Genomic DNA, 20,145 nt, shown 5'->3' with positions numbered 1-20,145 from the left:
TAAGGACAATGGCGCCGGCAAGGGCCGCCACGGAAAACTGGATCGACTTGAATTTCATGGGGGCTCCGCACGCGAAAGGACATCTGCGGAGGTGTATCGGCAGGGTGTCGGGCGAGCATGAGCGCGGGCCGTTGAAATAGCTGATTTTGTGTGCCGGATGTCGCAAATGAATCTATACGCGGCGTGATGGGCTACGGCTCGCCGCAGAATATGAATTTTTTCCTGCGCCGATGAGAGCTTTGTCCGAATTGTGCGTCTTATGTCCGTTGTATCTGGCGTCGATACAATTCCACGCCTAGGATACGCGGCATGTTTTCAGGGAGTTTTTAGATGAACAAGACATTGGCTTTGTGTGCTCTGAGCGCAAGCCTGCTGCTCGCCGGTTGCCAGTCGATCAATACCACCAGCGGCGGCGCTGTCGGCGTTGAGCGCAAACAGTACATGTTCAGCATGTTGTCCTCGCAAGAGGTCGACCAGATGTACGCCCAGTCCTATCAGAAGACAGTGGGCGAAGCGTCCAGCAAAGGTGTGCTGGACAAGTCCAGCAATGAAGCCAGGCGGGTTCAGGCGATTGCCGACCGGCTGATTGCCCAGACGCCGAACTTCCGTCCGGACGCGGCCCAGTGGAAGTGGGAAGTCAACCTGATCAAGAGCGATGAACTCAATGCCAACTGCGGCCCTGGCGGCAAGATCATTTTCTACACCGGGTTGATCGACAAACTGCAACTGACCGATGATGAAATTGCCGCGGTCATGGGCCATGAAATCGCCCACGCCCTGCGCGAGCACGGTCGAGAAGCGATGTCCAAGGCTTACGGCATCGAAATGGCCAAGCAGGGCGCCGGCGCTTTGTTGGGGCTGAGCCAGGACAGTCTGGCACTGGCGGACACGGTAGCCAACTATGGTATGACGTTGCCCAATAGTCGTGAAAACGAAAACGAAGCAGATTTGATTGGCCTTGAGCTGGCTGCACGCGCCGGCTACAACCCGAACGCCGCGATCAGCCTGTGGGGCAAGATGAGCAAGGCCAGCGAAGGCGCGCCGCCGGAATTCATGAGCACTCACCCGTCTTCCAGCAGCCGGACCGCTGCGTTGCAGGCGGCGATTCCGAAGGTTATGCCGCTGTACGAGCAGGCCAGGAAGTACTGATGTCTATGCGGTGAGGCCGCTATCGCCATCGCGAGCAAGTTCGCTCCCACATTGGTTTTGTGCTCGGCGCCGAACCCTGTGGGAGCGAGCTTGCTCGCGATGAACGATAACGCGGTCTATCAACCTAAACAGTCAAACCCACCCACTGCTCTGCATCGCCTTGTACACCGCGACAATCGCCAGAATGAAGAACGCCGACGCCGCCAGTCGACGGATCAGGGTCAATGGCAGCTTGTCTGCGGCAAAGTTACCCGCCAGAACCACCGGTACGTTGGCAATCAGCATGCCGGCGGTGGTGCCGATGATCACCAGCCACAACTCCGGATATTGCGCAGCCAGCATCACGGTTGCGATCTGCGTCTTGTCGCCGATTTCCGCGAGGAAAAACGCGATCAGCGTGGTCAGGAACGGTCCGAACTTGCGGGCGGTGCTGGCCTCGTCGTCATCCATCTTGTCCGGCACCAGAGTCCACAGTGCGGTCGCGGCAAAACTCGCGGCGAGGATCCAGTGCAGCATCGTATCCGAGAAGAAACTGCCGACCCAGGCACCGACTGCACCGGCGGCCGCGTGGTTGGCCAGGGTCGCGGCGACGATACCGGCGATGATCGGCCAGGGCTTGCGGAAGCGGGCAGCGAGAATGAGCGCGAGCAGTTGCGTCTTGTCGCCGATTTCGGCCAAGGCAACGATTGCGGTAGGTACGAGTAGTGAATCCAGCATCAGGGGTTTTCCTAAGGGGCGGGTCGACACGGCTATGACACGTACAGCCTTCCCGCCCCGGGTAAGGTGTTCGTGTCATAGGTCTTGTCAAACCCTGCGATCCATCTGATGTGGATGCTTGGGTCGCATACGCCATGGTCTGAGGACCAAGTATGTTGACGCATGCCGGACGAGCATGGCGCTCGTGGGAGACTACTCCCCTAGGACGGAGCGGATTCTGCCTAGGCAAAATCCATTCGGCAAGCCTTCTTTTTCAAAAAAGCCTTAGCCGCGCTTGGCCCGGTAGATGCGAAAACCCTGGCCTTCGGCCTTGATCGTGCATGGGCCCAGATGCTCTTCGATCAGTGGCTGGTACTTCAGGAAGCTGTTTGCCACCAAGCGAAGTTCGCCACCGTTTTTCAGATGTTTGGCCGATTTTCGCAGCAAGTTCTCCGTTGCGAAATAGTCGGTGTGCACGCCGACATGGAATGGCGGATTGCTCAAAATCGCACTCAAGCCCATCGGTGCCGCATCGATTCCGTCACCGGTAATCACTTCGGCTTCCAGACCATTGGCCGCCAGCGTCAGGCGACTGCTGGCGGCGGCAAAGGCGTCCACATCCAGCATCGTCACCTGATTGTGCGGGTAGCGACGTTTCACCGCCGCGCCCAAGACCCCTGCGCCGCAACCGAAATCGAGCAAGTGACCGCCGGGCAGTTTATCCAGATGCTCCAGCAGCAGCGCGCTGCCGCGATCGAGACGACCGTGGCTGAACACCCCCGGCAGGCTGATGACCTTCAACGGGCCTTCGGCCAGCGGCAGTTCGTAGGTCTGCGCCAGGCTTTCCAGCGGTTTGGTTTGTGGCGCATTGGCCACGGTGACCAGCCAGAGCTGGCAATGCCGTGCACTGTCGAGCTTGCGTGGCTTGCCGAACGGGTTGAGTTGTTTGGCGGCACCTTCGATGCCGCTTTTTTTCTCGCCCACCAGATACACCTCGCGACCTCCCAGCCGCGAGGCCACAGCATTGAGGATGTAGTCGGTCAGGTCCCTGGCCTTGGGCAAAAACACCACGGCGCTATCGAACCTGCGCTCAGGCGCGTTCACGCCAAAATGGCTGCGCCCGGCAAAGCGGGCTTCAAGCGCGGCCTGATCGCCGGCGTGCCAGCACCAGCCGTGAGCCTCGGGCAGACGGCCCAGCAAGTCGTCGGCTGGCAAACCGGCCAACAGCACCGATCCCTGGAATAACTCGGCCTGACGAAGCAGTACTTCACTGCGCGGATCCATAACTGCTCCCGTGAAAAAAAGTGCCGCAGTTTATCAACTGACGACCCGCAGCGCCTTACCGCTGAAGTATCCCAGTGCGTTTTCGGTCACTTGGCCAACGATTCGCTGACGCGCTTCGCGACTGCCCCAGGCATTGTGCGGGGTGACGATCAGGCGCGGGATGTCGTTGGTCAGCAACGGATTGCCATTAATGGGGGGCTCGACGCTCAGAACGTCAGTGGCGGCGCCGCCAAGATGCCCGTTGCGCAAGGCGTCGGCCAGCGCCTGTTCGTCGATCAGGCCACCGCGGGCGGTGTTGACCACGAACGCGCCGGGCTTCATTGAGGCCAGTTCACGGGCGCCGATGAAATGCCGGGTGTGTTCGTTGAGCGGGCAGTGCAGGGTCAGGGCATCGACTTGCGGTAACAGTTCATCCAGTGGCAGGCGGTCCGGCCGGGCAGGGCGGCCGGGAACTTGCCCCAGCAGAACACGCATGCCGAAGGCTTCAGCCAGCCGTGCGACTGCGCTGCCCAATTCGCCGTGGCCCAGTAGGCCAAGGGTTTTGCCTTCGAGTTCGACAATCGGGTAATCCAGTAAACAGAATTGTCTGGCTTGCTGCCAGCGGCCTTCGCCGACGGCTTTTTGATAATCGGCCAGGCGCGTGGCCAGGTTGAGCAGCAGCATGATCGTGTGCTGCGCCACCGATGGCGTACCGTAGCCCTGGCAGTTGCACACGGTAATCCCGTGGGCGCGGGCGGCGGCGAGGTCGACGTTGTTGGTGCCGGTGGCGGTGATCAGGATCAGCTTGAGATCAGGGCTGGCGGCCATGGCGGCGGCATCGATCAGGATCTTGTTACTGATGGCGACGCTGGCGCCCTTGAGGTGCTCGATGACTTGATCGGGCAAGGTCTGGGCGAACAGCTGCAGTTCGCTGAAACAACTGCGCAGCGGGTTGAGGTCAAGGTCGCCGAGGTCCAGGGACGGATGGTCGAGGAAAACGGCGCGGCGAGTGTTCGTCATCAACTGTACCTTTTGTGCAATGAACTGAAGGCGTAACCTGCCGAGCCTACCAGATGAAAAAAATAGTTACGCTTGGCCTGAAGGAGCCCCCATGTACTGGACAGAGTTCTTGACCGTTGCCCTGATTCACCTGCTGGCCGTGGCCAGCCCTGGCCCGGACTTTGCCGTGGTGGTGCGTGAGAGTGTTACCCACGGTCGCCGCGCGGGCACCTGGACCGCGCTGGGCGTGGGTACTGCGATTTTCCTGCACGTGGGTTATTCCCTGTTGGGGATCGGCCTGATCGTGTCCCAGTCGATCATGCTGTTCAATGCCTTGAAATGGGCCGCCGCCGCTTACCTGCTGTACATAGGTTACAAGGCACTGCGCGCGCAACCGGCCAAGCCGGTGGCGGACGATCTGCACAAGGAAGCCGGGGAACGCACGGCCCGTGGTGCCTTCACCTCAGGTTTCGTCACCAATGGTCTCAACCCGAAAGCCACGCTGTTCTTCCTCTCGCTGTTCACCGTGGTAATCAATCCGCACACACCACTGGCCGTGCAGGCCGGTTACGGGGTTTACCTGGCGGCGGCGACAGCGACCTGGTTCTGTCTGGTGGCAATGTTGTTCAGCCAGCAGCGCGTACGCGCCGGTTTCGCTCGCATGGGTCACTGGTTCGACCGGACCATGGGCGCGGTGCTGATTGCGATTGGCGTAAAGCTCGCTTTTACCGAGATGCACTGATCAGATATCTATCCCTGTAGGAGCAGCCGGTCGACGCTCGATTGCTCGCGATGCTCGTCAACGATAACACTCCCTATCTGGTGCCCCGCGGTGATCCCGGGTTCATCGCGAGCAGGCTTGCTCCAGCAGGTGATCAAGTACTATGAGTGATGGCTTAATGCTAGCATTTGTGGGGCCCTGCAAATCATTCCTTTGGCTGATTTGGCTGACGATCAAGGGCACTACAGTGCGTACTTTCAGTCACGTCCGTGCAGTCAGAAAAAGGGATTCTTATGTTGCAGACTCGCGTTATCCCCCCGGCCGAAGGTGCTTACCAGTATCCGCTGCTGATCAAGCGGCTACTGATGTCCGGTGCCCGTTATGAGAAAACCCGCGAGATCATCTACCGCGACAAGTTGCGCTACAGCTACCCGACCCTGATCGAGCGGGTGGCCCGTCTGGCCAACGTGCTGACAGCGGCCGGGGTCAAGCCCGGGGATGCCGTGGGTGTGATGGACTGGGACAGCCATCGTTACCTGGAATGCATGTTCGCCATCCCGATGATCGGTGCGGTGATCCACACCATCAACGTGCGCCTGTCGCCGGAACAGATCCTCTACACCATGAACCACGCCGAAGACCGCTTTGTGCTGGTCAACAGCGAGTTCGTCGGCCTCTACAAGGCCATCGAAGGGCATCTGACCACAGTCGACAAAACCCTGCTGCTGACTGACCTGCCGGAAAAAACCGCTGACCTGCCAAACCTCGTCGGCGAATACGAGCAACTGTTGGCCGCGGCGAGCCCGCAGTACGACTTCGAGGATTTCGACGAAAACTCGGTCGCCACCACGTTCTATACCACCGGCACGACCGGCAATCCCAAGGGCGTGTACTTCACTCATCGGCAACTGGTGCTGCACACCATGGGCGTGTCGACCATCATGGGCGCGATCGATAGCGTGCGCCTGCTGGGCACCAACGACGTGTACATGCCGATCACCCCCATGTTCCACGTGCACGCCTGGGGCTTGCCGTATGTGGCGACCATGCTCGGACTCAAGCAGGTGTACCCGGGTCGCTATGACCCGGAGTATCTGGTGGAGTTGTGGCGCAAGGAGAAGGTCACGTTCTCCCATTGCGTACCGACCATTTTGCAGATGGTCCTCAATGCCAAGGCCGCGCAGAACGTCGACTTCGGCGGCTGGAAAATCGTCATCGGCGGCAGCGCCCTGAACCGCACGCTGTACGAGGCGGCCAAGGCCAAGGGGATTCAGTTGACCGCTGCGTACGGCATGTCGGAAACCGGGCCGCTGGTGTCGTGCGCGCACCTCAACGACGAGTTGATGGCCGGCACCGAAGACGAGCGCACCACCTACCGAATCAAGGCCGGCGTACCCGGGCCACTGGTGGAGGCGGCGATCGTCGACACCGAGGGCAACTTCCTGCCCGCTGACGGCGAGACGCAGGGCGAGCTGGTGTTACGCGCACCGTGGCTGACCGAGGGGTATTTCAATGAGCCGCAGAAGGGTGCCGAACTCTGGGCCGGCGGCTGGCTGCACACCGGCGACGTGGCGACGCTGGACAGTATGGGCGTGATCGATATTCGTGACCGCATCAAGGACGTGATCAAGACCGGTGGCGAGTGGATTTCCTCCCTGGATCTCGAAGACCTGATCAGCCGCCATGCGGCGGTACGCGAAGTAGCAGTGGTGGGGATCCCTGATCCGCAATGGGGCGAGCGGCCGTTTGCCCTGCTGGTGGTCCGCGAGGGTCACGAAATCGGGGCACGGGAACTCAAGGAGCACCTCAAGCCGTTTGTGGAGTTGGGGCACCTGAGCAAGTGGGCGATTCCGAACCAGATCGCTCTTGTTACTGAAATTCCCAAGACCAGTGTCGGCAAACTCGACAAGAAGCGCATTCGTGTCGACATCACCGAATGGCAGGCCACCAACAGCACCTTCCTCTCGACGCTTTAAGCACCTCTCGGCGTGCCCGAAAGGGCGCGCCAGCCCCACCAAGCAAGCGCTTGGCTTGTCAAATCGAAATTTTCAGCCATCCTTGCCGGGCCGACGGGCGTCGGACTGGCGAAAGGACTGTTCCAGAGTGGCTGGCAGCTGCAAATCACACTTTAGAGGGATCAAGCACTACTACCCGCTGGCTATAGTCCGCTCAAGGATTTTTAAGAACGGAGCAACCGCAAAACGGGGGCGATGCAACTTTGGAATGACTTTGGGATGCCATGGCTCCCGGTTATCCACAGCGTTTTTAGAAGTGCTCACTGCCATAACAATAAAATGCACATGGAGTAGCGTCGATGACATCAGCTAACCAGTTCTGGCGCCGGGCGAAACTGCCCCTGGCCGTCAGTCTTGCCTCTACGCTCGCCGGGCCAGCATTCGGCGTCAGTTTCAACGTAGGTGAAATCGAAGGTCAGTTCGACTCATCCCTGTCGATTGGTGCCAGCTGGTCTACTCAGCAACCAAACAAGAACCTCATCGGTGTCAATAACGGCGGCAAGGGTCTGTCCCAGACTTCTGATGACGGTCACCTGAACTTCAAGAGCGGGGAAACCTTTTCGAAGATCTTCAAAGGTATCCATGACCTTGAACTGAAATATGGCGATACCGGTGTATTCGTCCGTGGCAAATATTGGTACGACTTTGAACTGAAGGACGAAAGCCGTCCGTTCAAGGACATCAGTGACGACGGCCGCAAGGAAGGCGCCAAGTCCGCTGGTTCCGAGCTCCTTGATGCCTTTGTTTACCACAACTACTCCATTGCCGATCAACCAGGCTCCGTGCGTCTGGGCAAGCAGGTCGTGAGCTGGGGTGAAAGCACCTTCATTGGCGGTGGCATCAACTCGATCAACCCGATCGACGTGTCCGCGTTCCGCCGTCCGGGTGCCGAGATCAAGGAAGGCCTGATCCCGGTCAACATGTTCTACATCTCCCAGAGCCTGACCGAAAACCTCTCGGCCGAAGCCTTCTACCAACTGGAATGGGACCAGACCGTCGTCGATAACTGCGGTACGTTCTTCTCCCAGCCAGACATCGTTGCCGATGGCTGCGACAACAACCTGCGTGTGCTGGCCAAGCGCTCGCAGATTCCGGCCATTGCCCTGGGGCCTCTGGCCGCCAACGGCGTCGACGTCAACAATGAGGGTGTTCTGGTACGCCGTGGCGGCGATCGCGATGCCCGTGACAGTGGCCAGTGGGGCGCGTCCTTCAAGTACATGTTCGATCCGCTGGACACCGAGTTCGGTGCCTACTTCATGAACTACCACAGCCGTGCGCCGATCTTCAGTGCCACCGGTGCACCGCAGTCGGTCTACAACACCGCAGCGGGACTCCCGGGGCCGTTCGCCGCGCTGGCGCCATTGCTGGTGGCGGGTAATTCGAAGTACTTCATCGAATACCCGGAAGACATCCGCCTCTACGGTCTGAGCTTCTCCACCACTCTGCCTACCGGCACGGCGTGGAGTGGTGAAATCAGCTACCGTCCGAACGCTCCGGTGCAGCTCAACACCACCGACATCCTGTTCGCCGGTGTACGTCCATTGGGCAATAACAACCCGAACAATCCGTTGACCAATGCATCGCTGCTTAACGGCGTGCCGGGTCAAGACCTGCACGGGTATCGTCGCAAGGAAATCACCCAGTTCCAGACCACCCTGACGCACTTCTTCGACCAAGTCATGGGCGCCAGCCGTCTGACCCTGGTGGGTGAAGTGGGCGTGACCCACGTTGGCGGCCTGGAAAGCACTTCCGACGTTCGTTACGGCCGCGATCCGGTCTACGGCCCGGGTGAGTTGCCAGCCTCTGGCGCGCTCGATACCTGCGTGGCGCTCAATACCAGCACCATCAACGGTGCCGGCCCGGGTACGCCGACCAACAACCGCAGCCGCAACTGCACCGATGAAGGCTTCACCACCCCGACTTCGTGGGGCTACCGCGGTCGCGCCATCTGGGAATACAACGACGTGTTTGCCGGTGTGAACCTCAAGCCGAACGTTGCCTGGTCCCATGACGTGAGCGGTTACTCGCCTGGCCCTGGCGGCAACTTCGAGGAAGGCCGCAAGGCGGTGAGCCTGGGTGTCGACGCCGATTACCAGAACACCTACACCGCGAGCCTGGCGTACACCAACTTTTTCGACGGCAAGTACACCACCGTGGATGACCGCGACTTCGTTGCGCTCAGCTTCGGCGTGAACTTCTAAGCACTGTATTCTCAGGACGAACGCACATATGAAAATAACAAAGAGTCTGTTCCACGCCGGTGTTCTGGGGCTTTCGCTGCTGGCGACCAGCGTCATCGCAGCGGTTCCTCAGGCCGAGGCCGACAAACTGGGCAAGAGCCTGACCCCGATGGGCGCCGAAATGGCGGGTAATGCCGACGGTTCGATTCCGGCCTGGAAACCGATGCCGAAGAATGCCGGCACCGCTGACAGCAAGGGCTTCCTGTCCGATCCGTACGCCAGCGAAAAGCCGCTGTTCACCATCACGGCGCAGAACGTCGATCAGTACAAAGAGAAGCTCACCCCGGGCCAGTACGCGATGTTCAAGCGCTACCCGGAAACCTTCAAGATGCCGGTGTACCCGTCCCACCGCGGTGCCACCGTGCCGGATGACGTGTTCGCCGCCATCAAGCGTAACGCCACCAACACCAACCTGGTGTCCGGAGGTAATGGTCTGGAAAACTTCGAAACGGCTGTACCGTTCCCGATTCCGAAAAGCGGGGTGGAAGTCATCTGGAACCACATCACCCGCTATCGCGGGGGCAGCGTGACCCGTCTGGTGACCCAGGCCACACCACAGCCGAACGGCTCGTTCAGCCTGGTGTACTTCCAGGACCAGTTCGTGTTCCGCGACAAGATGAAGGATTACGACCCGAAAAACCCGGGCAACATCCTGTTCTACTTCAAGCAGAAAGTGACCGCGCCGGCACGTCTGGCCGGTGGTGTGCTGCTGGTGCACGAAACCCTCGACCAGGTGAAGGAACCGCGCTCGGCGTGGGTCTACAACGCCGGCCAGCGTCGTGTGCGCCGTGCACCGCAAGTGTCCTATGACGGCCCGGGCACCGCAGCCGACGGCCTGCGTACTTCCGATAACCTGGACATGTACAACGGTGCACCGGATCGTTACGACTGGAAGCTCGAAGGCAAGAAAGAGATGTACATCGCCTCCGATGCCTACAAGCTCGATGATCCGAAACTCAAGTACGCCGACATCATCAAGGCCGGCCACATCAATCAGGATCTGGCTCGTTACGAGTTGCGTCGTGTGTGGCATGTGGTTGCGACCCTGAAGGAAGGTCAGCGTCACATCTACGCCAAGCGTGACTTCTACATTGACGAAGACACCTGGCAAGCTGCAGTGATCGATCACTATGACGGTCGCGGTCAACTGTGGCGTGTCGCCGAGGCCCATGCCGAGAACTACTACGACAAGCAAGTACCGTGGTATGCCCTCGAAACCCTGTATGACCTGCAATCGGGTCGTTACCTGGCGCTGGGCATGAAGAACGAAGAGAAGTCGGCCTATGACTTTGGCTTCACCGCCACCACCAGCGACTTCACCCCGGCAGCCTTGCGTCAGGATGGTGTTCGCTAAGGTGAACTGAGTAGCGACGCACCCTCTGAAACGCCCCGACTGGTTCGGGGCGTTTTTTTTTTGCTTGTAGTCTTTTTGTAGCCATTTGTAGCAATTACCTTCATTCCCTATCCGATTACGGCTAGTCTGCGGACATCTGCAACGCCGCCACCCGCAACTCAAACAAGAGCCGGCTATGACTGATTTGTCTACACCTTCAGGTTCTGCTCATGTTGCCGTCGCGACACTCGACGGGCGCTTCTTCCGCCCGCCGTTGCCCGACGGCCATGTGCTGCGTCCACGTTTGTGCGAACGGCTGAGTGCCGGGCTCGCGGGCAGGTTATTGTTGGTCAGCGCACCGGCAGGGTTCGGCAAGAGTTCGTTGGCGGTGGAGTTTTGTCAGGGATTACCGGAGCACTGGCAAAGTCTCTGGCTGGGGTTGAGCCTGCGAGACAGTGACCCGGGGCGTTTTCTCGAGCGCCTGCTGGAGGGCCTTCAGGACTATTTCCCGCATCTGGGCAGGCAATCCCTCGGGCTGCTGAAAATGCGCCAACGCCATCAGCCGTTCGCGTTCGAAGAATGGCTGGACGGCCTGCTCGACGAATTGGCTGTGCACCTGTCCACAGCGAAGCCATTGCTGCTGGTGCTGGATGATTACCATCTGGCCCAAGGGCCGGTACTGGACCGTTGCCTGCAGTTTTTCCTCAATCATCTTCCCGATGGTCTGCTGGTGATGGTCACCAGTCGGCAGCGTCCAGACTGGCACCTGGCACGGCTGCGGCTGTCGCGACAACTGCTTGAACTGCATGAACAGGATTTACGCCTGACCCGTGACGAGGCTTTGAGCCTGCTCGACCGGCACAGCAGTTCCTTGCGCGGTGAGGCACTGGAAAACCTGATCCAGCGCAGCGAAGGCTGGGTCGCGGGGCTGCGCTTCTGGCTGCTGGCCGCTTCGGAGGCGGGCACCGATGGGACGCTGCCGCAATCGTTGCACGGTGGGGAAGGGCTGATCCGTGATTATCTGCTCGAAGAAGTCATCGATTGCCTGCCCGCCGAGGTCCAGTCGTTCCTCTATGACACGGCGCCCCAGGAACGTTTTTGCAGCGAACTGTGCGATGCCGTTCGCGACGCTCATGACAGCGCAGAGATCCTGCGCTTCCTGTTGGCTCACCAGGTGTTCCTGGTGCCGCTGGACGAGCATGGCCATTGGTATCGTTACCACCACCTGTTTTCCGATCTGTTGCGCACGCGGCCGACTTCCCAGTCGATGGTCCCGGCCGCGAGCCTGCACCTGCGTGCCTGTCGCTGGTTCAATGCCCAGGGATTGCTCGATGAGGCCGTGGAGCAGGCCTTGCGTGCCGGTCATCTGGACGTCGCGGCGAACCTGGTGCAGAACCTCTCCGAAGAGCAACTGCTGGCCGAGCAGAATGTCGGCATGTTGCTGCGCTGGAAAATGGACTTGCCTGACAGCTTGCTGATCAGCACGCCGCGACTGATCGTGCTGTATAGCTGGGCGCTGGGGATGGCTTGCCAACTGGATGCCGCCGAGGAGCTGGCCAGCCATTTGAGCCGCTTCCTGCCGGCTCCGTCGGCCACCGCCCAGAAGTCCATGCTGGCTCAATGGCTGGCATTGAGCGGCATCATTGCCCGTGGGCGCGGCAATCGCGAACTGACGCTGCGGTACTGCCGCGAAGCGTTGGAAAGTCTTCCTTCCAAGCGTTACGGCCAGCGTCTGATGTGCCTCTCGACCCTGTCCAACCTGGCGATTGCCGACGGTGATTTGTGGCAGGCACGGGGACTGAACCGCGAATCGCTGGAGCTGGCGCAACGGGTCGGCAACCCGTTGTTCGAAGCACTGGCGCACTACGATCGCGCCCGAGTGTTGCAAGCGCGCGGGGAAATCTGTCGGGCGCTGGAAGAGGTCCGTCAAGGAATGCAGCGCCTGCAGAACTTGTCTGCGCAACGGCTGTATGCGGTTCGCGCCCGGTTGACCTTGTACGAAGGTTTTTTGCTGGCCCAGCGCATGCAACCGCAATTGGCACGGGTGCGGTTGCAGGCAGGGCTGAGTGAGGCGCGTGCCTGTCGTGACATCAGCGTGCTTATCGGCCACTGCGTGATTGCCAGGCTGGAAGGCAGCAGCGGCGAGTTCGCCAAGGCCTTTGCCGAGCTCGCCGAAGCCGAACGGCTGATGCACATCTGGGACGTGCCGCCGATCTACTACCTGGCGATGATCACCCTGGTCAAATGTGAACTCTGGCTGGCCCAGGGGCGCACCGATCTGGCCGAAGCCTGGCTGGCGCGTCTGGGCCAGACCTATAACGGCGAAAACGGGGCAGCACCACCAGAGTTCCACCCGCAATTGCCGCTGCATATCGAATTGCAGCAAGCCTTGCTGGATGCCATCCAGGGCCAACCGATGCTGGCTGAAGGGCGTTTGAATGCGCTGCTTGAACATGGCCAGCAAAGCGGTCGGCAGATGCTCAGCACCATGGCGCTGACCCAGAAAGTGGCGCTATTGCTGGGCACCGGACGGGAACCGGAAGCACGCAAGGCACTGGCTCAGGCGCTGGACGTCGCCGGTGGCGGGGTGCTGCAACCCTTTGAGTGCTTGCTGGCCGGGTACCCGGACTGGCTGCGCGGGCAACTGCAACTCTGTCCGCCAACCCCCGTTTCCCTGAGCCTCAGTGAAAAACTGCCGACATTGGCTGCGCGTTCCGGACTGGAGTCCAGCGTGGCCGCGGAACAGCTCAGCACGCGGGAACTGGCGGTACTGAGATTGATTGCCCAGGGCTGTTCGAATCAGGAAATCAGCGATCAGCTGTTTATATCCCTGCACACGGTCAAGACCCACGCCAGCCACATCAACAGCAAGCTCGGGGTCGAGCGGCGTACACAGGCCGTGGCGCGGGCCAAGGAGTTGGGGGTGCTGGATTAAGGATTTTTCACGATACAGATCGCGGCCATTGGCTGGATGCTCAATTGTGCGAAAATTGCTCGTCCCCGTTTATCGAGCAGGCCCCCGATGTCCCAGCAACCCACCCTCATCCGCGAAACCTTCCCCGTCGGCCCTTTGCAGTGCAACTGCACAATCATCGGCGATCCGGTGACGAAAAAGGCCATCGTTGTCGATCCGGGTGGCAATCATGAGCTGATCCTGGCGCGTCTCGATGCCTTGGGGTTGAAAGTGGTCAGCATCATCCATACCCATGCTCACCTCGATCATTTCCTCGCTTCCGGTCAACTCAAAGAGAAGACCGGCGCTACGCTGCATCTACACAAGGAAGACCAGTTTCTGTGGGACAACCTGGAAATGCAGTGCCAGATGTTCGGCGTCCCTTATACCCCGGTACCATCACCGGATCGCTGGCTGGCCGATGATGAAGAGCTGGCCTGCGGCTGCGGTGTGGCGCTGCACACGCCGGGTCATACGCCGGGTTCCATGAGTTTCTGGTTTTCCGAGGCCAAGCTGCTGATTGCCGGCGACACGTTGTTTCGTCGCGGAGTCGGGCGCACGGACTTGTGGGGTGGCGACCAGGCGACCATAGTGCGTTCGATCAAGCAGCGGCTGTACACCCTCGACGAAGAGGCGACGGTGGTAGCCGGGCATGGTCCGGACACCCGTCTGGGCGATGAAATGCGCGAAAACCCGTTTGTACGGGCCTGATTTGTAACGAGCGGAATTTTTAATCCAGGAAGTGATCCAACGCCCGCAAAGGCTGATGCCTTGGTCCGTTGCACCACAGAATGCAAAAAAGTAGGAGCTTTACATGTTCACCACGCGTCGTTTGATTATTGTCGCTACGGCTGTGGCCGTTTTGTCCGGTTGTGCCACGCCTAACCCTTACGGCGGCCAGGGCCAGGGCCAGGCTCAGGGCCAGGCGGATAGCGGCTCCGAAGGCATGAGCAAGACCGCGAAATACGGTGGCCTCGGCGCGCTGGCCGGTGCGCTGGCCGGTGCTGCCATCAACCACGATAACCGTGGCAAGGGTGCGCTGATCGGTGCGGCAGTGGTCGGTGCATCCGCCGCCGGTTACGGCTACTACGCCGACCAGCAGGAGAAAAAGCTGCGCGCCAGCATGGCCAACACCGGTGTTGAAGTGCAGCGCCAAGGCGACCAGATCAAGCTGATCATGCCGGGCAACATCACGTTCGCGACCGATTCGGCGAACATTGCACCAGGTTTCTATCAGCCGCTGAACAACCTGGCGGGCTCGCTGAAAGAGTTCAACCAGAACCAGATCGAAATCGTCGGCTATACCGACAGCACCGGCAGCCGCCAGCACAACATGGACCTGTCCCAGCGTCGTGCACAAAGCGTGGCCACCTACCTGACCTCGCAAGGTGTCAGCGGTGCCAACCTGAGTGCTCGTGGCGCCGGTCCGGATAGCCCGGTTGCCAGCAACGGCGACGCTAATGGCCGGGCGCAGAACCGCCGTGTAGAGGTCAACCTCAAGGCGATTCCGGGTCAGCAGTATGGCGCTGAGCAGCAGGGCACGGTTCAGCAGTACCCGTAAGCGTCTGACTGAGTTCCGGGTGTAAAAAATGCCCGCCCGATCCTGAACAGATCAGGCGGGCTTTTTTGTATCGTCAGTTCTGGCCCCTTCGCGGGCAATAAAGATCTGGAACGGGCAGAAACAAAAAAGCCCCCGGACAAGTGAATGTCCGAGGGCTTTTTATTGCGCGGGTCTGATTACTTCTTCAGGCCGTAATGCTCATCGAGCATGCCCGGCGCGTTCGGGGCTTTTGGCGCGTAGTCGCGAGGCGGTTCCTGATTGCGTGGCGGCGTCAGGCGTTCCCGTGGAGCCTGCGCCGCATCGGCGTGCAGGGAGGCCAGCAGGCGTTGGCGAGTCTGTTCGTCCAGGGCCAGGCGGTTGGCGCCCTCGGCGAGATGATCCTGCACTTCCTGGTAGCTCGCAGTCAGTTTCTTGACCAGCGTTGCAGTGCTGTTGAAGTGGGTCACCACTTCGTTCTGATAACTGTCGAAACGTTCCTGAATGTCGTCCAGCTGACGTTGCGTGCTGCTAGGCGCGGCATTCGGCGCAAGGCGAGCGATCAGAAACCCAATGGCGACACCCACAACCAGGGCAAGAGTCGGTAACAACCAAACTAAGAGCGAGTGTTCCACGAGTCCTTCCTCTATAAACGGCTTTGCTTTACGTTAACGGCTCGAACCTGCGCTGTATACCGCGATTCACTCGCAATAGACAGCCACAGACAATTTGCTAGACGAGTCGACCCGATTCGAGGTCACGGAGTTCCTTCCTTGCTTATGCGCGAAACCCCTGTAGTGATTGATGGCCCGGTCGGCCAACTGGAAGCACTGTACCTGGACAACGAGCAGCCGCGCGGCCTGGCGCTCATCTGCCATCCGAACCCGGTGCAAGGCGGCACCATGCTCAACAAAGTGGTCTCGACCCTGCAGCGCACCGCGCGCGACGCCGGACTGATCACCCTGCGCTTCAACTACCGTGGCGTCGGTGCCAGCGAAGGCTCTCACGACATGGGCAGCGGTGAGGTCGATGATGCCCAGGCTGTCGCCGAATGGTTTCGCGCCAGACACCCGGAATTGCCGCTGACCCTGTTCGGTTTTTCCTTTGGCGGTTTTGTTGCAGCAAGTCTCGGTGGGCGCCTCGAGGCCAAGGGCGAGCAACTCAAGCACCTGTTCATGGTCGCGCCGGCGGTCATGCGCCTCGGCGATCGGGATCAGCTGCCGCAGCAAGGTGAACTGACCCTGATCCAGCCGGAAACCGACGAAGTGATCGATCCACAAGTCGTTTACGAATGGTCCGACAAGCTCGAACGCCCCCATGAGCTGCTGAAAGTGGCAGAATGCGGACACTTTTTTCATGGCAAGCTGACCGATCTCAAGGATCTGATCCTGCCGCGTCTCTCGAATTGATTGCAGTCTGACAAGCGATTACCCATGACGACTCGTACCCGTATCCTCACCGGCATCACCACCACCGGCACGCCGCACCTGGGCAACTACGCTGGCGCCATCCGCCCGGCGATCCTTGCCAGCCGTGACAGCAATGCCGATTCGTTCTACTTCCTGGCCGACTACCACGCCCTGATCAAGTGCGATGACCCGCTGCGCATCCAGCGCTCGCGTCTGGAAATCGCCGCGACCTGGCTGGCCGGTGGCCTGGATGTCGATCGTGTGACCTTCTACCGTCAGTCCGATATCCCGGAAATCCCCGAGCTGACCTGGCTGCTGACTTGCGTCGCCGCCAAGGGCCTGCTCAATCGCGCCCACGCCTACAAGGCTTCGGTGGACAAGAACGTCGAGACCGGCGAAGACCCGGACGCGGGTATCACCATGGGCCTGTACAGCTACCCGGTGCTGATGGCGGCGGACATCCTGATGTTCAACGCACACAAGGTGCCGGTCGGTCGTGACCAGATCCAGCACGTGGAAATGGCGCGGGACATCGGCCAGCGTTTCAACCACCTGTTTGGCCAGGGCAAAGAGTTCTTCACCATGCCCGAGGCGCTGATCGAAGAGAGCGTCGCCACGTTGCCGGGCCTGGATGGCCGCAAGATGTCGAAGAGCTACGACAACACCATTCCGCTGTTCAGCAGCGCCAAAGAGATGAAGGACGCGATTTCGCGGATCGTCACCGACTCCCGCGCGCCGGGCGAAGCCAAGGATCCGGACAATTCGCACCTGTTCACCCTGTTCCAGGCGTTCGCCACCCCGGCGCAGGCTGACGAGTTCCGTAGCGAGCTGTTGCAGGGCCTGGGTTGGGGTGAGGCGAAGAATCGTCTGTTCCAGCTGCTGGACGCCGAACTGGGCGAATCCCGCGAGCGCTACAACCAATTGATCGAGCGTCCGGCGGATCTGGAAGACATCCTGCAACACGGCGCGAAAAAGGCCCGTGCGGTGGCGACGCCGTTCCTCCACGAACTGCGTGAAGCGGTGGGCCTGCGCTCCTTCGTTGCCCAGACTCAAGTGGCGGCGACCACCAAAAAGAAAGCCGCGAAGGCTGCGCGTTTTGTCAGCTTCCGCGAGGACGATGGCAGTTTCCGCTTCCGTCTGCTGGCGGCCGACGGCGAACAACTGCTGCTGTCGCGCAACTTCGCCGATGGCAAAACCGCCGGTCAGGTGACCAAGCAATTGCAAGCGGGCCTGGCATTGGACGTGCGCAGTGACGAACTGGGCTTCAGTGTCTGGCTCGAAGGCCAGTGTGTTGCCGACAGCCCGGCCTTCGCCGACAGCGCCGCACGCGACGCGGCCATCGAAGCCTTGCGCATTGCCCTGACGCCGGTTCAGGAATAAATAACGGTTCGGCCCGAACCAAGGGCCGATTGCCATTCCTCCGGGCCGTCGCTACAGTGTCGGCCCGTTTTTGTTGCCTTGCTAACGAATTATGACGCCCCTAGAACGATATCAAGCTGATCTGAAACGCCCGGAATTCTTTCATGACGCCGCGCAGGAAACTGCCGTGCGCCATTTGCAGCGCCTGTACGACGACCTGGTCGCGGCCGAGCAAAACAAGCCGGGCCTGCTGGGCAAGTTGTTTGGCAAGAAGGATCAGGCCCCGGTCAAGGGCTTGTATTTCTGGGGGGGCGTAGGTCGCGGGAAGACTTACCTGGTGGACACCTTCTTCGAAGCGCTGCCCTTCAAGGAAAAGTCTCGTACGCACTTCCACCGCTTCATGAAGCGGGTGCACGAAGAGATGAAAACCCTGGGCGGCGAGAAAAATCCGCTGACCATCATCGCCAAGCGCTTTGCCGCTGAAGCCCGGGTGATCTGCTTTGATGAGTTCTTCGTCTCCGACATCACCGACGCCATGATCCTGGGCACCCTGATGGAAGAGCTGTTCAAGAACGGCGTGAGCCTGGTCGCGACTTCGAACATCGTGCCGGATGGCCTGTACAAGGATGGCCTGCAACGCGCACGCTTCCTGCCGGCCATTGCGCTGATCAAGCAGAACACCGAGATCGTCAACGTCGATAGCGGCGTCGACTACCGTTTGCGTCACCTCGAGCAAGCGGAACTGTTCCACTTCCCGCTCGACGAGGCGTCCCACGAAAGCCTGCGCAAGAGCTTCCGCGCGCTGACACCGGAATGCACGGCAGCGATCGAGAACGACGTGTTGATGATCGAAAACCGCGAGATCCGTGCCCTGCGCACCTGTGACGACGTAGCCTGGTTCGATTTCCGCGAACTGTGCGACGGCCCGCGCAGCCAGAACGACTACATCGAGCTGGGCAAGATCTTCCACGCCGTGCTGCTTAGCGGTGTCGAACAGATGAGCGTCACCACCGACGACATCGCCCGACGCTTCATCAACATGGTCGACGAGTTCTACGACCGTAATGTTAAGCTGATCATTTCTGCTGAAGTCGAGCTTAAGGATCTGTACACCGGCGGTCGCCTGAACTTTGAGTTCCAACGGACCCTCAGCCGACTGCTGGAAATGCAATCCCACGAATTCCTGTCCCGGGCGCATAAGCCGTAGGACAAATCGGATAATAAAAAAAGGCCTGCACATGCAGGCCTTTTTTTGTGCGCTGGAGGTTAGCTGTAGGAGCGAGCTCGCGATGGACGTTAACGATAGCGCGTTCATGCGGGCTAAACGCATCGCTCCCTGATTCTTCGCGAGCAAGCTCGCTCCTGCAGGGCCTACGCAGCCTGCTGAAACTGCTGCCGATACTGGTTCGGCGACAACTCCGTGTGCTGGCGGAATAACCGTGCGAAAAAGCTCGCATCGTCGTAACCGACTTCGTAACTGATGGTCTTGATGCTCTTGCGGCTGCCGGACAGCAAGCCCTTGGCGGTTTCGATGCGCAGGCGTTGCAGGTAATGCAGTGGCTTGTCGCCGGTGGCTGTCTGGAAGCGGCGCATGAAGTTGCGGATGCTCATGCCGTGTTCGCGGGCGACGTCTTCGAAGCGGAACTTGTCGGCGAAGTGTTCTTCGAGCCAGTGCTGTATCTGCAGGATGATTACGTCCTGATGCAGTTTCTGGCCACCAAAACCGATGCGCCCTGGCGAGTAGCTGCGCTGCACTTCATACAGAATGTCCCGCGCTACGGCCTGGGACACATTGGCACCGCAGAAGCGCTCGATCAGGTAAATGTACAAATCGCATGCCGAAGTGGTGCCGCCGGCGCAGTACAGGTTGTCGGCGTCGGTCAGGTGCTTGTCCTGATTGAGTTGAACCTGGGGGAAGCGTTCGGCGAAGGCATTGAAGAAGCGCCAGTAGGTGGTCGCTTCCTTGCCATTGAGCAGCCCGGCTTCGGCCAGCCAGAAAACACCGGTGGCCTCGCCGCACAGCACGGCGCCGCGCGCATGTTGCTGGCGCAACCAGGGCAGGACTTGTGGGTAACGTTTGCAGAGGCTTTCGAAATCATCCCAGAACGCGGGAAGAACGATGATATCGGCGTTTTCCAGTCCGCCATCCACCGGAATCACCACATCGCTGAAAGTGTTGACCGGTTTGCCGTCGGGGCTGACCAGGCGGGTTTCGAACGCCGGTGTCAGGCCCTGGCCCAGCTGTTTGCCGTAGCGCAGGCTGGCGAGGTGAAAGAAATCCTTGGCTTGCATGAGGGTGGAAGCGAAAACCCGGTCGATGGCCAGGATGCTGACGCGCCGCAGGGGCGTGGAGGCTTGGTTAGACATAATTCAACTTTATTCTTATAGGGGAAAGTGGTCACCAGACGGCTGGATCGTCTTATTTTTTGTCGGATGTGTCCAGTGTCCTGTATCGGATGCGAGGCATAGTC

At 60.0% G+C, this 20,145-nt stretch carries 16 protein-coding genes and 1 riboswitch; of the genes, 11 read left to right on the top strand and 5 right to left on the bottom strand.

Features of this window, described 5'->3' with window-relative positions:
- Positions 1–330 precede the first annotated feature (330 nt).
- Positions 331–1,149, top strand: coding sequence for a M48 family metallopeptidase (locus CAF65_RS08840; protein ID WP_085715941.1), 819 nt, complete (start codon positions 331–333; stop codon positions 1,147–1,149).
- Between the two features lie 132 nt (positions 1,150–1,281).
- Here the strand turns inward: CAF65_RS08840 and CAF65_RS08835 are convergent, their stop codons facing one another.
- From CAF65_RS08835 to CAF65_RS08825, 3 genes are all read right to left on the bottom strand, one after another.
- A complete protein-coding gene (locus CAF65_RS08835; protein WP_007972537.1) occupies positions 1,282–1,866 on the bottom strand; it encodes a TMEM165/GDT1 family protein in 585 nt (194 codons plus the stop codon).
- A gap of 90 nt (positions 1,867–1,956) precedes the next feature.
- A riboswitch (yybP-ykoY riboswitch) is annotated at positions 1,957–2,079 on the bottom strand.
- Between the two features lie 51 nt (positions 2,080–2,130).
- On the bottom strand, positions 2,131–3,129 hold the full coding sequence (locus tag CAF65_RS08830; RefSeq protein WP_085715940.1) for a class I SAM-dependent methyltransferase: 999 nt from the start codon (positions 3,127–3,129) through the stop codon (positions 2,131–2,133).
- A 33-nt stretch (positions 3,130–3,162) separates the two neighbouring features.
- Positions 3,163–4,128 (bottom strand): 2-hydroxyacid dehydrogenase, encoded by a 966-nt coding sequence (locus CAF65_RS08825; protein WP_085715939.1) that lies wholly within the window; start codon positions 4,126–4,128, stop codon positions 3,163–3,165.
- A gap of 91 nt (positions 4,129–4,219) precedes the next feature.
- Between CAF65_RS08825 and CAF65_RS08820 the strand changes: the two genes are divergently transcribed.
- From CAF65_RS08820 to CAF65_RS08790, 7 genes are all read left to right on the top strand, one after another.
- Entirely contained in the window at positions 4,220–4,849 is a 630-nt protein-coding gene (locus tag CAF65_RS08820; protein WP_085715938.1) for a LysE family translocator, read from the top strand.
- 272 nt (positions 4,850–5,121) lie between these two features.
- Positions 5,122–6,804: a fatty acid--CoA ligase gene (locus tag CAF65_RS08815; protein WP_085715937.1), complete on the top strand. Its 1,683-nt coding sequence runs from the start codon at positions 5,122–5,124 to the stop codon at positions 6,802–6,804.
- Positions 6,805–7,142: 338 nt separating this feature from the next.
- Positions 7,143–9,044, top strand: coding sequence for a DUF1302 domain-containing protein (locus tag CAF65_RS08810; protein ID WP_085715936.1), 1,902 nt, complete (start codon positions 7,143–7,145; stop codon positions 9,042–9,044).
- 28 nt (positions 9,045–9,072) lie between these two features.
- Positions 9,073–10,437 (top strand): DUF1329 domain-containing protein, encoded by a 1,365-nt coding sequence (locus CAF65_RS08805; RefSeq protein WP_085715935.1) that lies wholly within the window; start codon positions 9,073–9,075, stop codon positions 10,435–10,437.
- Positions 10,438–10,612: 175 nt separating this feature from the next.
- Positions 10,613–13,351, top strand: a complete 2,739-nt coding sequence (locus CAF65_RS08800) for a LuxR C-terminal-related transcriptional regulator (RefSeq protein WP_085715934.1) — start codon at positions 10,613–10,615, stop codon at positions 13,349–13,351.
- An 87-nt stretch (positions 13,352–13,438) separates the two neighbouring features.
- Complete coding sequence (locus CAF65_RS08795; RefSeq protein WP_008016675.1) at positions 13,439–14,080, top strand: MBL fold metallo-hydrolase; 642 nt, start codon at positions 13,439–13,441, stop codon at positions 14,078–14,080.
- Positions 14,081–14,183: 103 nt separating this feature from the next.
- Positions 14,184–14,930: an OmpA family protein gene (locus tag CAF65_RS08790; RefSeq protein WP_085715933.1), complete on the top strand. Its 747-nt coding sequence runs from the start codon at positions 14,184–14,186 to the stop codon at positions 14,928–14,930.
- Between the two features lie 176 nt (positions 14,931–15,106).
- Here the strand turns inward: CAF65_RS08790 and CAF65_RS08785 are convergent, their stop codons facing one another.
- On the bottom strand, positions 15,107–15,541 hold the full coding sequence (locus CAF65_RS08785; RefSeq protein ID WP_008016678.1) for a YhcB family protein: 435 nt from the start codon (positions 15,539–15,541) through the stop codon (positions 15,107–15,109).
- A 144-nt stretch (positions 15,542–15,685) separates the two neighbouring features.
- Between CAF65_RS08785 and CAF65_RS08780 the strand changes: the two genes are divergently transcribed.
- From CAF65_RS08780 to zapE, 3 genes are all read left to right on the top strand, one after another.
- A complete protein-coding gene (locus CAF65_RS08780; protein ID WP_085715932.1) occupies positions 15,686–16,315 on the top strand; it encodes an alpha/beta hydrolase in 630 nt (209 codons plus the stop codon).
- Positions 16,316–16,339: 24 nt separating this feature from the next.
- Positions 16,340–17,695, top strand: coding sequence for a tryptophan--tRNA ligase (locus CAF65_RS08775; protein ID WP_085715931.1), 1,356 nt, complete (start codon positions 16,340–16,342; stop codon positions 17,693–17,695).
- Between the two features lie 91 nt (positions 17,696–17,786).
- A complete protein-coding gene (gene zapE, locus CAF65_RS08770; RefSeq protein WP_085715930.1) occupies positions 17,787–18,881 on the top strand; it encodes a cell division protein ZapE in 1,095 nt (364 codons plus the stop codon).
- 164 nt (positions 18,882–19,045) lie between these two features.
- Here zapE and CAF65_RS08765 read toward each other — a convergent pair whose 3' ends face one another.
- A complete protein-coding gene (locus CAF65_RS08765; protein WP_178076678.1) occupies positions 19,046–19,966 on the bottom strand; it encodes a GlxA family transcriptional regulator in 921 nt (306 codons plus the stop codon).
- Positions 19,967–20,145 lie beyond the last annotated feature (179 nt).

The organism is Pseudomonas sp. B28(2017) (assembly GCF_002113025.1).
GTDB lineage: Bacteria > Pseudomonadota > Gammaproteobacteria > Pseudomonadales > Pseudomonadaceae > Aquipseudomonas.
This window is presented reverse-complemented; position numbering and strand designations above follow the sequence as displayed.

What these genes read in the sequence shown, in the direction of transcription:
- CAF65_RS08825 (WP_085715939.1), bottom strand. Translation starts at nt 4,128, where the DNA reads ATGACGAACACTCGCCGCGCCGTTTTCCTCGACCATCCGTCCCTGGAC.
- CAF65_RS08805 (WP_085715935.1), top strand. Translation starts at nt 9,073, where the DNA reads ATGAAAATAACAAAGAGTCTGTTCCACGCCGGTGTTCTGGGGCTTTCG.
- CAF65_RS08815 (WP_085715937.1), top strand. Translation starts at nt 5,122, where the DNA reads ATGTTGCAGACTCGCGTTATCCCCCCGGCCGAAGGTGCTTACCAGTAT.
- CAF65_RS08795 (WP_008016675.1), top strand. Translation starts at nt 13,439, where the DNA reads ATGTCCCAGCAACCCACCCTCATCCGCGAAACCTTCCCCGTCGGCCCT.
- CAF65_RS08765 (WP_178076678.1), bottom strand. Translation starts at nt 19,966, where the DNA reads ATGCAAGCCAAGGATTTCTTTCACCTCGCCAGCCTGCGCTACGGCAAA.
- CAF65_RS08800 (WP_085715934.1), top strand. Translation starts at nt 10,613, where the DNA reads ATGACTGATTTGTCTACACCTTCAGGTTCTGCTCATGTTGCCGTCGCG.
- CAF65_RS08830 (WP_085715940.1), bottom strand. Translation starts at nt 3,129, where the DNA reads ATGGATCCGCGCAGTGAAGTACTGCTTCGTCAGGCCGAGTTATTCCAG.
- CAF65_RS08775 (WP_085715931.1), top strand. Translation starts at nt 16,340, where the DNA reads ATGACGACTCGTACCCGTATCCTCACCGGCATCACCACCACCGGCACG.
- CAF65_RS08840 (WP_085715941.1), top strand. Translation starts at nt 331, where the DNA reads ATGAACAAGACATTGGCTTTGTGTGCTCTGAGCGCAAGCCTGCTGCTC.
- CAF65_RS08820 (WP_085715938.1), top strand. Translation starts at nt 4,220, where the DNA reads ATGTACTGGACAGAGTTCTTGACCGTTGCCCTGATTCACCTGCTGGCC.
- CAF65_RS08780 (WP_085715932.1), top strand. Translation starts at nt 15,686, where the DNA reads ATGCGCGAAACCCCTGTAGTGATTGATGGCCCGGTCGGCCAACTGGAA.
- CAF65_RS08790 (WP_085715933.1), top strand. Translation starts at nt 14,184, where the DNA reads ATGTTCACCACGCGTCGTTTGATTATTGTCGCTACGGCTGTGGCCGTT.
- CAF65_RS08835 (WP_007972537.1), bottom strand. Translation starts at nt 1,866, where the DNA reads ATGCTGGATTCACTACTCGTACCTACCGCAATCGTTGCCTTGGCCGAA.
- CAF65_RS08810 (WP_085715936.1), top strand. Translation starts at nt 7,143, where the DNA reads ATGACATCAGCTAACCAGTTCTGGCGCCGGGCGAAACTGCCCCTGGCC.
- zapE (WP_085715930.1), top strand. Translation starts at nt 17,787, where the DNA reads ATGACGCCCCTAGAACGATATCAAGCTGATCTGAAACGCCCGGAATTC.